Origin of the sequence: Atlantibacter sp. (genome assembly GCF_032062175.1) — a bacterium.
Classification (GTDB): Bacteria; Pseudomonadota; Gammaproteobacteria; order Enterobacterales; family Enterobacteriaceae; genus Atlantibacter.
This window is the reverse complement of sequence record NZ_DAMBQK010000038.1, coordinates 1-13,006: the sequence shown is the minus strand read 5'-3', so window position 1 is coordinate 13,006 and position 13,006 is coordinate 1. Positions and strand designations below refer to the sequence as shown.

Genomic DNA, 13,006 nt, shown 5'->3' with positions numbered 1-13,006 from the left:
TGTCGTGCAATTACGCTTTTACCATTTCTTTTTCGATCAACTGGATCAGGATGTGGATCACTTTGATGTGGATCTCCTGAATGCGATCGGCATAACCGAAGTGCGGCACACGGATTTCGATATCCGCGCTGCCTGCCATTTTGCCGCCGTCTTTACCGGTGAGGGTGATCACTTTCATCCCTTTGGCGCGGGCCGCTTCGATAGCTTTAATCACGTTCGCAGAGTTGCCGGAGGTAGAAATCCCCAGCAGCACGTCGCCATCACGGCCTACCGCTTCAACGTAGCGGGAAAAAATGTAGTCATAGCCGAAGTCGTTGCTGACGCAGGAGATGTGGCTAACGTCAGAAATCGCGATAGCCGGATACCCCGGACGGTTTTCGCGGTAACGGCCCGTCAGCTCTTCCGCAAAATGCATCGCGTCGCAGTGTGAACCGCCATTGCCACAGGAGAGTACTTTGCCGCCGGCTTTAAAACTGTCTGCCAGCAGGACCGCCGCACGCTGGATAGCGTGAATATTAGCGTCGTCTTTCAGGAAGTTAGCCAGCGTTTCTGCGGCTTCGTTCAGCTCGCTGCGAATCAGATCCTGGTACATGAGGATTTCCTTAAGGATGAATGAAAATAACCCTCGCAGTGTACCGGATAGGCTTGAAAGCGAGAAGCATCACCCGATGCCCTTTCTCATCCATTTCAGCCAATCGACAGGAACAATGTGAACCAGGTTGTAATTATATTGTAAATACATTGCTAAAAAACTGCGCTTCCACTACAACCTAATCATCACAAGTGGTCCGACCTCCTACAAGACAGGGAGCTTTTAGCTATGATGATGTTGAGTATTGTTGCCACCGTTATTCTGCTCGGCGTGCTGTTTTATCACCGGGTCAATTTGCTGGCCAGCAGCCTGATCCTGCTTGCCTGGACCGCTGCGTTAGGCGCGTCTGGCCTGTGGTCGATCTGGGTGTTGGTTCCCCTCGCGATTATCCTTGTGCCGTTCAACCTAATCCCGATGCGTAAGTCGCTGATCTCCGCGCCGGTGTTTAAAGGCTTCCGTAAGGTGATGCCGCCAATGTCGCGCACAGAAAAAGAAGCCATCGATGCCGGGACCACCTGGTGGGAAGGCGAGCTGTTCCAGGGTAATCCTGACTGGCAGAAGCTGCACAACTATCCGAAGCCGCAGTTAACGACAGAAGAGCAGGCGTTTATCGACGGGCCGGTGGAAGAAGCGTGCCGTATGGCCAACGACTTCCAGATCACCCATGAAATGGCCGACCTGCCGCCGGAGCTGTGGGCGTACCTGAAAGAGCACCGCTTCTTCGCGATGATCATTAAGAAAGAGTACGGCGGCCTGGAGTTCTCGGCTTACGCCCAGTCGCGCGTGCTGCAAAAACTCTCTGGCGTGTCGGGCATTCTGGCGATCACCGTCGGCGTACCTAACTCGTTAGGCCCAGGCGAACTGTTACAACATTACGGCACCGACGAGCAGAAGAATCATTATCTGCCGCGTCTGGCCCGTGGCCTGGAAATCCCCTGCTTTGCGCTGACCAGCCCGGAAGCGGGTTCCGATGCCGGCGCTATTCCGGATACCGGCGTAGTCTGCATGGGCGACTGGAAAGGTGAGCAGGTGCTGGGTATGCGCCTGACCTGGAACAAACGTTATATCACCCTGGCCCCTATCGCTACCGTGCTGGGCCTGGCGTTTAAACTGTCTGACCCGGATCGTTTACTGGGCGGCGAACAAGAGCTGGGTATCACCTGTGCGCTGATCCCGACTAACACCCCCGGCGTGGAAATCGGCAAACGCCACTTCCCGCTGAACGTGCCGTTCCAGAATGGCCCGACTCGCGGCAACGATATTTTCGTACCGATCGATTACATCATCGGCGGCCCGGCGATGGCCGGCCAGGGCTGGCGTATGCTGGTGGAATGTCTCTCCGTGGGGCGCGGTATCACCCTGCCGTCGAACTCGACGGGCGGAATCAAATCCGTCGCGCTGGCGACGGGTGCTTATGCCCATATCCGCCGCCAGTTCAAAATCTCTATCGGTAAGATGGAAGGGATCGAAGAGCCGCTGGCGCGTATCGCCGGTAACGCCTATGTGATGGATGCGGCGGCGTCGCTGATCACCTACGGCATCATGCTGGGCGAGAAACCGGCAGTACTGTCGGCGATTGTGAAGTATCACTGCACCCACCGCGGACAGCAGTCCATTATTGATGCGATGGATATCACCGGCGGGAAAGGCATTATGCTGGGCGAAAGCAACTTCCTGGCCCGTGCCTACCAGGGCGCGCCTATCGCAATTACCGTTGAAGGCGCGAACATCCTGACCCGTAGCATGATGATCTTCGGCCAGGGTGCGATCCGCTGTCATCCGTACGTGCTGGAAGAGATGGCTGCCGCGCAGAGCAACGACGTGGATGCGTTTGATAAGCTGCTGTTCAAGCATATTGGCCATGTCGGCAGCAATAAAGTGCGCAGCTTCTGGCTGGGCCTGACTAACGGCTTAACCAGCCGCACGCCGACCCGCGATGCCACTAAACGTTACTATCAGCACCTGAACCGCCTGAGCGCAAACCTGGCGCTGCTGTCTGATGTGTCGATGGCGGTACTGGGCGGTAGCCTGAAACGCCGCGAACGTATCTCGGCGCGCCTGGGTGATGTGCTGAGCCAACTCTATCTGGCCTCGGCTGTACTGAAACGCTATGACGACGAAGGCCGCAACGAAGCCGATCTGCCGCTGCTGCACTGGGGCGTTCAGGATGCGCTGCACCAGGCTGAACAGGCCATGGACGACCTGCTGCGCAACTTCCCGAATGCGACTGTCGCCGGTCTGCTGCGCGTGGTGATCTTCCCACTGGGACGCCGTTACGATGCGCCGTCCGATAAGCTGGACCATAAAGTGGCGAAGATCCTGCAAACCCCGTCGGCAACCCGTTCGCGTATTGGTCGCGGTCAGTACCTGACGCCGAGTGAGTACAACCCGGTGGGCCTGCTGGAAGAAGCGCTGCAGGATGTGATTGCCGCCGAGCCCATTCACGAGCGCATCTGCAAAGCGCTGGGTAAAAACCTCTCCTTTACCCGTCTCGACGTGCTGGCGCAACAGGCGCTGGACAAAGGACAGATCACCCAGGAAGAGGCGGATATTCTTATCAAAGCGGAAGAAAGCCGTCTGCGCAGCATTAATGTGGACGAGTTTGAACCGGAGGAACTGGCGACTCAGCCGGTAAAGATGCCGGAAAAACTGCGTAAACCTGAAGCGGCCTAACCCTCAACGCTTCATAATTAAAAGACCGGTTGCCATAGCCGGTCTTTTTTTTGGCTAAATGTGACCTGTCCGGGTTTGCCACGTTAATCTGCAATCTTCTCCGCCTTTTGTTAAAAGGTCATGCTAGAGTGAAAAGCCCCGTTAACGAGGAGAATGAGATTGTGCCTGGGTTAAAAGTATCGTTGTTACAACAACCGCTGGTGTGGATGGATGGCCCTGCCAACCTGCGCCATTTTGATGTGTTGCTGGATGAGCTAACCGGGCGGGACCTTATCCTGCTACCTGAAATGTTCACGACGGGCTTTGCGATGGAAGCGGCCAAACAGTCGATGGCCGAAGAAGAAGTCATCAACTGGATGCAGATCAAAGCCAGCCAGTTGGGCGCGATGATCGGCGGCAGCGCCGCGTTACAGACCGAACGCGGCCCGGTGAACCGTTTCCTGCTCGTCGAGCCGGAAGGCAAAGTGCATTACTACGATAAACGCCATCTGTTTCGCATGGCCGATGAGCATCATCACTATGTGGCGGGCGAGCAGCGGCTGATTGTCGAGTGGCGAGGCTGGCGCATCCTGCCGCTGGTTTGTTACGACCTGCGCTTCCCGGTGTGGTCGCGCAACGCCAATGATTACGATCTGGCGCTGTATGTCGCCAACTGGCCCGCGCCGCGCTCTCTGCACTGGCAGGCGTTACTGACCGCCCGCGCCATTGAAAACCAGTGCTATGTTGCCGGCTGCAACCGGGTTGGGACCGACGGTAACGGGCACCATTACCGGGGCGACAGCCGCATCATCAATCCGCAGGGAGAAATTCTTGCCAGCGCCGATGCCCATCAGGCAACGCGTCTGGATGCAGAGTTGTCGTTAAACGCGCTGAAGGAGTACCGGGAAAAATTCCCCGCCTGGCGCGATTCCGATGACTTTATGCTGAACGCTTAATCCTTCTCCGGTGCGGTCACCGACCGCACCGATTCATACACTTTCCATGCCGCCTGCATGGCTTCGCCCTGCGCCGTGCTTACTCCGTGTCGGTTTAATACCGCTTCCAGCGCCGTGAGCGTTTGCAGCACACAGTCTTTGCGCGCGTTATAGCCCATGGTGCCGATTCGCCAGATTTTGCCCTGTAGCGGGCCGAACGACGTGCCGATCTCAATATGGAAGTCTTCCAGCAACTGTTGGCGTATCGCTTCGCCGTTGATGCCGTCCGGGATAACCACGCCAAGCACGTTATTCATCTTGTGGCGGAGATCGCCGAAGGTTTCCAGCCCCATGCCCTGAATTCCTGCCAGCATCGCCTCCCCGTGCAGGGCATGCCGGGCGATGCGGTTATCCATCCCCTCTTCCAGCATGATGCGGGCGCATTCGCGGGCGGCGAACAGCATACTGGTGGCTTCGGTGTGATGATTCAGGCGCTCCGGCCCCCAGTAATCCATGATCATGCTGAGATCGAAATAATTGGAATAGATCATCTCGTCGTTACCGTCCTGATGAGCCAGAGTACGGATCCCTGCCTCCACGCATTTTCGCGCCCGGATCGCTGCTTCCATTTTTGCACTGAGCGTTACCGGGGCGCTTCCCGACGGGCCGCCGAGGCATTTTTGCAATCCTGCCGAGACCGCATCCAGCCCCCAGTCGTCGGTTTTTAAGGTGTTTCCGCCCAGCGACGCGGTAGCGTCGGTGTAAAACAGCACATCGTGACGGCGGCAAATCTCACCCACTTCTGCCAGCGGTTGCAACATCGTGGTTGAGGTGTCGCCATGAACCGTGAGCAGCAGGCGGGGTTTGACACGCTTAATGGCGTCTTCAATGCGATCCGGGGTAAACACCTCGCCCCAGGGCACCTCAATGGTATGCACCTCTGCCCGGCAGCGGCGGGCGATTTCACACAGCAGATGGCCGAAACGACCAAACACTGGCACCAGCACCCGATCGCCAGGACGAATGGCCGAGACCAGCAAGGCTTCAATACCTGCGCGCGAGGTGCCGTCTATCAACAGCGTCCAGCGGTTTTGGGTATCGAACACCTGGCGGTAGAGCGCCATGGTTTCGTTCATATAGCCCGTCATCGCCGGATCGTACTGTCCGATAAGCTGGCTCGCCATGGCGCGCAGAACGCGCGGATCGGCGTTAATCGGCCCTGGCCCCATCAGTAAACGAGACGGCGGATTGATTTGGGTGGGCAAAACGAAAGCAGACATGACGCACTCCGGCCACAGGAGAAAGTAATTTGAAGGAAATCAATGTGCCAGATGGAAAGCGGTTTGGCTATGGCGGAAATGTGTCGTGCTGACAGGCAACAAAAACAAAAAAACCGTATCCCTTTCGGTGATACGGTTTTTTCGACCTTTGAAGCGTTTATTCTCCAAAGTATAAATGTTGGCGGAACGGACGGGACTCGAACCCGCGACCCCCTGCGTGACAGGCAGGTATTCTAACCGACTGAACTACCGCTCCGCGTTGTTCCCGTGGGAACGAGGCGAATATTACGGGGAGCCTCTCTAAGCGTCAACGCTTTTTCTTCATAATTATACTCGTTTGCTGCAAATTTCGCCCAACTGACGGCAAATCATGCAAATTTCAGGATGTTATGCACGCCACAGACAGCTGCCGCCCTTCTTTTGTACCAAATCAAGACGTGATTCATGGGCGGCACATTCTTCATCGGTGGCGGTAATCACCTTCAAACGAGACGCCTGGCGCATCAGCCGCTGAATACCCGTCGAATCCTGCACGTTCTGGGTTTCCCCTTCCATGGCAAACGTCATTGACGTCTGCCCGCCGGTCATGGTTAGCCAGACATCCGCCAGGATTTGGGAGTCAAGTAATGCCCCGTGCAACGTACGTTTACTGTTATCGATTTCATAACGCGAGCACAGCGCATCGAGGCTGTTACGTTTGCCGGGGAATAACCGCCGCGCCAGCGCCAGGCTATCGGTAATTTTGCAAAACGTGTCGGTTTTCGGAATGCCACGGTTAAGCTTGCTGAATTCATAATCCATAAAACCGATATCAAACGATGCGTTATGGATGATGAGTTCGGCGCCGCGAATGTAGTCAATAAAATCATCCGCTACATCGCCGAATACCGGTTTACTAAGCAAAAACTCATCCGCGATGCCGTGTACGTTGAACGCATCGGGGTCGATCAGGCGATCGGGTTTGATATAAACGTGGAAGTTGTTGCCCGTTAACCGGCGGTTGATTACCTCGACAGCACCAATCTCAATGATGCAGTGCCCTTCGTAATGGGCGCCAATCTGGTTCATACCGGTGGTTTCAGTATCGAGGACAATCTGTCGTGTAATTGCTGTGCTCATAGGGCTCGTTTATGTCAGACTTGGTTTTTTGATCACAGGAAGTCTACCAGAGATGCGCAAACAGGTAGAAATTTTCACCGATGGTTCCTGCCTGGGTAACCCAGGACCGGGCGGCTACGGTGCGATTTTACGCTATAAGCAGCACGAAAAAACCTTTAGCGAAGGGTATGTGCTGACAACCAATAATCGTATGGAGCTGATGGCGGCCATCGTGGCGCTGGAAGCGCTGCGCGAACATTGCGACGTCACGCTCAGTACCGACAGCCAGTACGTCCGGCAGGGCATCACTCAGTGGATCCATAACTGGAAAAAGCGCGGCTGGAAAACCGCCGATAAGAAGCCAGTCAAAAACGTCGATTTGTGGCAGCGGCTGGATAAGGCGTTAAGCCAGCACAAAATCAGTTGGGAATGGGTCAAAGGCCATGCCGGTCATCCTGAAAACGAACGCTGCGATGAACTGGCGCGCGCGGCGGCCAACAATCCCGTTCATGTGGACGTTGGCTATCAGGCGGAAAACGCCGTCAGTTAGGTTTACGGTATTGCCGCGTTGCGCCCACCGCCGGGCGTAACTGCGTTTTGGCGCTGCGTTGCTTAAGCGGGTTCAGGGTCAATGGGATGGTCCGCTTGCGCGCAACGATGACCTGCATACACCCTAATGCAGGTAAGTGAGTACTTAGTAACTTCCCACCTTGCTTATTCCAGGGAAGCACCTGGAAATTCGTTTGATACAGCACTTCAAAATTAAGCAGTGCGAGCCAGTCCAACTGGCGGCCTAAAGTAAACATACGGCTATTATAGGGAATGCGCTTACGGCGAAACGGCATTAACTTGCCGATGCCAATCAGGCTGAACGGGTTAAAACTGCTCATAATTAACCACCCATCATCCACCAGAACACGATCGACTTCGCGCAGTAATCCATGCGGATCAGCACTCCAGGAGATAGTGTGTGCTAACAGACAAGCATCAATAGCACGAGGCGCGAACGGTAGCGCAAGCGGATCGGCTCTAACCTGAAGCTGCTCACCCTGGATGGCCACATTGACCTGATGGGAAATTGCACAACTCTCGGTGTTGATTTCCGCGCTGAGATTGCCAATCTTAAGTAAGTGAAAACCAAACATTTTTGCAAGCCAGGGGCGCATCTGGTATTCAAGGGCATCGCGATAATACTCGCCCCAGGGGAGCTCAGCCCAGTGCCCTGGCGTGTGGTACGTCTTGGGTATCCTTGCCGGTTTCATCGCTACCTTCTATCACGCATTGAGAGGTGTTTTATGAATCTTATCAGTATTCCCGCTTATCAGGATAACTACATCTGGGTGCTGAGTGACAACAGCGGCAAATGCCTGATTGTCGATCCGGGCGAAGCCGAGCCCATACTTAAAGCGATTGAACAGTACGGGTGGCAGCCGGAAGCCATATTGCTGACGCATCACCATAACGATCATGTGGGCGGCGTACCGGCCTTGCTGCAAAAATTCCCTTCGCTGCCGGTTTATGGCCCTCAGGAAACCGCAAATAAAGGCACAAATCGCGTAGTCAATGAAGGCGATAAAATCAATCTACTGGGGCATGAATTCGCCGTTATTGCCACGCCGGGTCACACTTTAGGACATCTCTGTTACTTTAGTTACCCTTATTTATTTTGCGGCGACACGATGTTTTCAGGCGGCTGCGGTCGGTTGTTTGAAGGCACAGCAACTCAGATGTATCAATCCTTTAATAAGCTTAATGCCTTGCCAGAAGATACTCTCGTTTGTTGCGCCCATGAATATACATTAAGCAATTTAAAGTTTTCGGTCAGCCTATTGCCCCATGATCGTGACTTAAACGAATACTATCGAAAAGTTAAGGAGTTACGTGTAAAAAATCAAATTACCTTGCCAACAACGCTCGCGGAAGAGCGGAAAATCAATGTTTTTTTAAGAACACAAGATATTGATATTATTAATACAATTAATAAAGAAACAACTTTGCAACAACCTGAGCAGCGTTTTGCCTGGTTAAGGGCCATGAAAGACAAGTTCTAATAATTCATGCTTGTCATTAGGGTCATTCGCCGTTATCATCGCTCGTCTTTTAAGCAACTATTGACACACACATGAAGGCAAAAGCGATATTACTCGCCTCTGTCCTGCTTGTGGGCTGCCAGGCGTCAAAGCATGATGCCACCGTCCAACAGCACGCACAGAGCCTTTCTGCAGCTGGTCAAGGGGAAGCAGGGAAGTTTACAAGTTCAGAGCGATGGATGGACGATGGGACGTCATTCGCTCAGGATCAAGACTTGTGGGCTTTCATTGGCGACGAGCTAAAGATGGGAATTCCGGAAAACAGCCGGATTCGCGATCAAAAGCAGAAGTATTTGAGAAATAAGAGCTATCTCCACGATGTAACTTTACGGGCAGAGCCGTATATGTACTGGATAGCAGGGCAAGTTAAGAAACGTAACATGCCCATGGAACTGGTACTACTACCCATAGTGGAGAGCGCTTTTGACCCTCACGCAACGAGTGGTGCTAATGCCGCAGGCATCTGGCAGATCATTCCGAGCACGGGGCGAAATTATGGTCTTAAGCAGACCCGGAGTTACGATGCACGTCGCGACGTAGTGGCTTCCACCACTGCGGCACTCGATATGATGCAGCGCTTAAACCGCATGTTTGACGGCGACTGGCTTTTGACTGTTGCGGCCTATAACAGCGGCGAAGGTCGTGTAATGAAGGCAATGAAAGCGAATAAAGCACGGGGTAAACCCACGGATTTTTGGTCGCTTTCACTGCCACAGGAAACCAAAATCTACGTACCGAAAATGCTGGCGTTGAGCGATATTCTCAAAAACAGCAAGAAGTACGGTGTACGGTTGCCGACCTCGGACGAAAGTCGCGCACTGGCACGCGTCAAACTCAATAACCCCGTTGAGGTGGCGCAACTGGCCGATATGGCCGGGATTTCAGTAAGTAAACTGAAAACCTTTAATGCCGGTGTTAAAGGATCGACGTTAGGCGCAAGTGGCCCGCAATATGTACTGGTGCCGCAAAAGCATGCCGATCAGCTGCGTAGCTCGCTCGCTGCAGGTGAAATTGCTGCGGTACAGCCGACGCTGGTTGCGGATAACAGCAGTACAGCGCGCGCGTATAAGGTTCGCTCAGGCGACTCGTTATCGGGCATCGCATCACGTTTAAACGTGTCGGCCAAAGATCTGCAGCGCTGGAATAACTTGAAAGGCGCGCAGATTAAAGTTGGGCAAACGCTGACCGTAGGCGCGGTTGAAAGCAGTACGCGGCTTGCCAGTAATGACGACAGCATTACCTATAAGGTTCGCAAAGGAGATTCGCTCTCCAGCATTGCTAAGCGTCATGGCGTGAACATCAAAGATGTGATGCGCTGGAACAGCGGGACTGATAATTTGCAGCCTGGCGACCAAATTACCCTGTTTGTCAAAAACAGCGTAAACAGCGAGTCGTAACTCTAAAGATAGTCAAAAAGGCACCGATTCCCCCGGTGCCTTTTTCGTTTATTAAGGCTTATAAACTTCGATCATGATGGTATCGCTGGTGAAGGAGCCCTCTTCCTTCAGCTCAAAGTGACGTTGTACCATCGCAGATGCACTCTTCTGATATAACCGAATCGCCGTAGATAACGCCTCTGGCGTGCGCATACGGGCTATCCAGCTATCAAATTCCAGTACCAGACGGTCAGTGCTGACAGAAGTGGTCAGCAACCCTGCCTCACTTAACATGGCCGCCCATTCACCGCTGGAGTAATTTCTGACGTGCGAGGTGTCGCGCAGCGCTTCAACGGTCTGTAACCAGATATCCAGCACCGCATTACCGGGCGACATCACGTCCATCACAATAGCTTTCCCGCCGGGACGTAACACGCGCTTAATTTCCCGTAATGCCTGACCTACGTCCTGCCAGTGATGGGCGGAATAACGGCTAATAACAATATCGAAGCATTGATCAGCGAAAGGCAAAGACTCCGCATAACCTTGCTGAGTGTGGAGATTGGCCAGCCCACGTTCCCGCGCGGCGCTGTTCACGGTTTCCAGCATGCTGGCTGATAAATCGTAGGCAATGACGCCTTTTACCTGGGAGGCAGCAATAAAACTCGAATGCCCTGCCCCACAGCCGACATCCAGCAGATGTGCGTGCGGGAAAGAGGCAAGCCGCGTTTTTAATCGTTCTAAATCCCGCCCGCTGGCGTGAACCTGGCTGGTCAAATAGGCCGAGGCCTGGGAGCCGAACTGCTTATCAATGTTGTCGTGGTGCGAGTGTGTTGTCATTACGTTGCCCTTTTTGAGTGAATGAAGGGCAGAACGTCTGATCTGCCCTACGGCAGACCTGACATACCTTAACGCTTAGCAGGTTTGCCGGGTGTGAATTCAACGAGTAGCGGATTATGGTCAGAGGCACGCGTCACCAGAACGGAGGCTTCGTGTACGGCCAAACCACGATAGAACACAAAATCAAGCGGACGACCAAACGCGCGCCGGCGGTGATCGTCGGTAAAGCGCACTTCGCGCAGCGACATTTCACGCGCGAAACGGTACAGCGCGTTCATCCGGGGGCGGCTCCAGGCATTAAAATCCCCCGCCATAATAATCGGGCCGCTGTGATGGGCGATTTGATCGCCAATTGGACCCAATTGTTTACTGTATACATCTACGCCAAGGCTAAAGTTCACAGCATGGATGTTAATCACCATCAGCATGCGGGTGTCTGGCAAGGGATAGACGGTGACCAGCGCAGACTTAGACAGCCGCAGGATAGGCTCACGCTCGCGTAACGGGCAACAGTAAACCGGATGCGCTGCCGACAGCGTCATCACCCCTGAGGGGTGCTGAGGCAATACAAACGCAGGGACCTGATCGGCCGCCAGATAATTGGTGGTGGCAAAATTCACTAACTCCGGCGTGGTTTGCGCTTCCTGCAGCAACACCAGATGCGCGTCCTTACCGAAGTTTTTCAGAACTGAGAGCCATTCAGCGCGCTGCTGCTTAAAGATATTCCAGACCAGCACCCGAAGGCGATCGTGGCCGGGAAGCGGTTCTCCCGCCGGTAATGCCTGACCTATGGTCGCAAACGAGCCCGGCGCCAGGATGCGCTCTGCAGGCTGTCCGGCGACATATCGCATTGCATAGGTAGATTTACGCACTTTCGACTTAATTCCTCTCATAGGCATGCCCGCAAAACAGGAGCGGCTTATCTGTTATAGGGATTTTAGCTCACACTTTCAACGTGCAGGGCGAGAAACAAGCGTATCCGCTATTTCAGGACGTATCTGGCGAGTTATCTGCGCTTCGTTAACACGATCTCTTGGATCGACGTTGTTAGCTGACACAGGAGCATGACGCCACCGCTGAGAGATGGTTAAATAACAAATATGGGTTTAATACGATCAGAGTTTTGCGTATGGTGCAATAATGAAAGCCACATCAGAAGAGTTAATGATATTTGTTGCTGTTGTGGAAAGCGGCAGCTTCAGCCGTGCAGCGGAACAGCTCGCACTGGCCAACTCGGCGGTGAGCCGGGCCGTGAAGAAACTGGAAATGAAGCTGGGTGTGAGTCTGCTTAACCGCACGACTCGTCAGTTAAGCCTGACCGAGGAAGGTGAGCGCTATTTTCGACGCGTGCAGCAGATATTGCAGGACATCGCCACAGCGGAAAATGAGATTATGGAAACAAAGCAGACGCCGCGTGGCCTGTTGAGGATCGATGCGGCAACGCCAGTGATCCTGCATTACCTGACGCCGCTGATTAAACCCTTTCGTGAAAAGTATCCTGAAATCACTCTTTCTCTTGTCTCTTCAGAGACTTTTATCAATCTTATTGAGCGTAAGGTCGACGTGGCAATCCGCGTTGGGACGTTAAGTGATTCCAGCCTGCGGGCGAGGCCATTGTTCAGTAGCTACCGGAAAATCATCGCCGCGCCGGAATATCTCAAAAAATACGGGACGCCACAATCCATTGATGACCTGGCGCATCATCTTTGCCTGGGTTTCACCGAGCCAGCATCACTCAATAACTGGCCCGTGGCACAACCTGACGGACAACTTTATGAAATTAACGCGGGTTTATCGTCAAACAGCGGCGAGACGTTAAAACAACTTTGTCTTAATGGGAACGGCATTGCGTGTTTATCTGACTACATGATTAATAAAGAGATAACGAACGGCACTCTGGTTGAGATCATGACTGATATTCGCTTGCCCGTCGCCATGCCTTTCAGCGCGGTTTATTACAGCGATCGCGCTGTGAGTACGCGAATTCGGGCCTTTATTGATTTTCTTAGCGAGCAGATCCCGGAACATGCTGCTCAATAGAAAAATAAAGACGAAAAAAAACCCTGAGTCAGAGACTCAGGGTTTGATTAAGTGGCGGAACGGACGGGACTCGAACCCGCGACCCCCTGCGTGACAGGCAGGT

The 13,006-nt window shown here is 53.6% G+C and carries 12 protein-coding genes and 1 tRNA gene; 6 read left to right on the top strand and 7 right to left on the bottom strand.

The window, feature by feature from the left end; genetic code table 11:
• Positions 1–10 precede the first annotated feature (10 nt).
• Positions 11–592: a D-sedoheptulose 7-phosphate isomerase gene (gene lpcA / locus RT120_RS21285; protein WP_125295137.1), complete on the bottom strand. Its 582-nt coding sequence runs from the start codon at positions 590–592 to the stop codon at positions 11–13.
• A 228-nt stretch (positions 593–820) separates the two neighbouring features.
• Here lpcA and fadE point away from each other — a divergent pair, with 228 nt between their 5' ends.
• Entirely contained in the window at positions 821–3,265 is a 2,445-nt protein-coding gene (fadE, locus tag RT120_RS21280; protein ID WP_312985836.1) for an acyl-CoA dehydrogenase FadE, read from the top strand.
• Positions 3,266–3,426: 161 nt separating this feature from the next.
• Positions 3,427–4,200, top strand: coding sequence for an amidohydrolase (locus RT120_RS21275; protein WP_312985835.1), 774 nt, complete (start codon positions 3,427–3,429; stop codon positions 4,198–4,200).
• Here the strand turns inward: RT120_RS21275 and RT120_RS21270 are convergent.
• The 3 genes from RT120_RS21270 to dnaQ form a co-directional block, all read right to left on the bottom strand.
• Positions 4,197–5,459 (bottom strand): alanine--glyoxylate aminotransferase family protein, encoded by a 1,263-nt coding sequence (locus tag RT120_RS21270; RefSeq protein WP_312985833.1) that lies wholly within the window; start codon positions 5,457–5,459, stop codon positions 4,197–4,199. The genes RT120_RS21275 and RT120_RS21270 overlap by 4 nt on opposite strands.
• Before the next feature lie 179 nt (positions 5,460–5,638).
• Positions 5,639–5,715 (bottom strand) — tRNA-Asp (locus RT120_RS21265).
• 131 nt (positions 5,716–5,846) lie between these two features.
• The gene (dnaQ, locus tag RT120_RS21260) at positions 5,847–6,578 is read right to left on the bottom strand and encodes a DNA polymerase III subunit epsilon (protein WP_312985831.1); all 732 of its coding nucleotides are present in this window, start codon (positions 6,576–6,578) and stop codon (positions 5,847–5,849) included.
• Between dnaQ and rnhA the strand changes: the two genes are divergently transcribed.
• Complete coding sequence (rnhA, locus tag RT120_RS21255; protein WP_312985829.1) at positions 6,532–7,107, top strand: ribonuclease HI; 576 nt, start codon at positions 6,532–6,534, stop codon at positions 7,105–7,107. The genes dnaQ and rnhA overlap by 47 nt on opposite strands.
• On the opposite strand, the gene RT120_RS21250 is transcribed toward rnhA, so the two are convergent.
• Positions 7,100–7,819 carry a methyltransferase domain-containing protein gene (locus RT120_RS21250; protein ID WP_312985827.1) on the bottom strand — a complete coding sequence of 240 codons (720 nt, stop codon included), beginning with the start codon at positions 7,817–7,819 and terminating at the stop codon, positions 7,100–7,102. The genes rnhA and RT120_RS21250 overlap by 8 nt on opposite strands.
• 33 nt (positions 7,820–7,852) lie before the next feature.
• Between RT120_RS21250 and gloB the strand changes: the two genes are divergently transcribed.
• Together gloB and mltD are read left to right on the top strand one after the other, a co-directional pair.
• Positions 7,853–8,608 carry a hydroxyacylglutathione hydrolase gene (gene gloB, locus RT120_RS21245; RefSeq protein ID WP_312985825.1) on the top strand — a complete coding sequence of 252 codons (756 nt, stop codon included), beginning with the start codon at positions 7,853–7,855 and terminating at the stop codon, positions 8,606–8,608.
• A gap of 71 nt (positions 8,609–8,679) precedes the next feature.
• Positions 8,680–10,044 carry a murein transglycosylase D gene (gene mltD, locus RT120_RS21240; protein ID WP_312985823.1) on the top strand — a complete coding sequence of 455 codons (1,365 nt, stop codon included), beginning with the start codon at positions 8,680–8,682 and terminating at the stop codon, positions 10,042–10,044.
• A 51-nt stretch (positions 10,045–10,095) separates the two neighbouring features.
• Here the strand turns inward: mltD and RT120_RS21235 are convergent, their stop codons facing one another.
• Together RT120_RS21235 and RT120_RS21230 are read right to left on the bottom strand one after the other, a co-directional pair.
• On the bottom strand, positions 10,096–10,863 hold the full coding sequence (locus tag RT120_RS21235; protein ID WP_312985822.1) for a class I SAM-dependent methyltransferase: 768 nt from the start codon (positions 10,861–10,863) through the stop codon (positions 10,096–10,098).
• Positions 10,864–10,931: 68 nt separating this feature from the next.
• The gene (locus RT120_RS21230; protein WP_125295176.1) at positions 10,932–11,735 is read right to left on the bottom strand and encodes an endonuclease/exonuclease/phosphatase family protein; all 804 of its coding nucleotides are present in this window, start codon (positions 11,733–11,735) and stop codon (positions 10,932–10,934) included.
• 268 nt (positions 11,736–12,003) lie between these two features.
• Here RT120_RS21230 and yafC point away from each other — a divergent pair, with 268 nt between their 5' ends.
• Positions 12,004–12,903: a DNA-binding transcriptional regulator YafC gene (yafC, locus tag RT120_RS21225; protein ID WP_312985821.1), complete on the top strand. Its 900-nt coding sequence runs from the start codon at positions 12,004–12,006 to the stop codon at positions 12,901–12,903.
• Positions 12,904–13,006 lie beyond the last annotated feature (103 nt).

Excerpts from the sequence above, each read along its gene's own strand:
- lpcA (WP_125295137.1), bottom strand. The coding sequence starts at position 592 with ATGTACCAGGATCTGATTCGCAGCGAGCTGAACGAAGCCGCAGAAACG.
- fadE (WP_312985836.1), top strand. The coding sequence starts at position 821 with ATGATGATGTTGAGTATTGTTGCCACCGTTATTCTGCTCGGCGTGCTG.
- RT120_RS21270 (WP_312985833.1), bottom strand. The coding sequence starts at position 5,459 with ATGTCTGCTTTCGTTTTGCCCACCCAAATCAATCCGCCGTCTCGTTTA.
- dnaQ (WP_312985831.1), bottom strand. The coding sequence starts at position 6,578 with ATGAGCACAGCAATTACACGACAGATTGTCCTCGATACTGAAACCACC.
- RT120_RS21250 (WP_312985827.1), bottom strand. The coding sequence starts at position 7,819 with ATGAAACCGGCAAGGATACCCAAGACGTACCACACGCCAGGGCACTGG.
- gloB (WP_312985825.1), top strand. The coding sequence starts at position 7,853 with ATGAATCTTATCAGTATTCCCGCTTATCAGGATAACTACATCTGGGTG.
- mltD (WP_312985823.1), top strand. The coding sequence starts at position 8,680 with ATGAAGGCAAAAGCGATATTACTCGCCTCTGTCCTGCTTGTGGGCTGC.
- RT120_RS21235 (WP_312985822.1), bottom strand. The coding sequence starts at position 10,863 with ATGACAACACACTCGCACCACGACAACATTGATAAGCAGTTCGGCTCC.
- yafC (WP_312985821.1), top strand. The coding sequence starts at position 12,004 with ATGAAAGCCACATCAGAAGAGTTAATGATATTTGTTGCTGTTGTGGAA.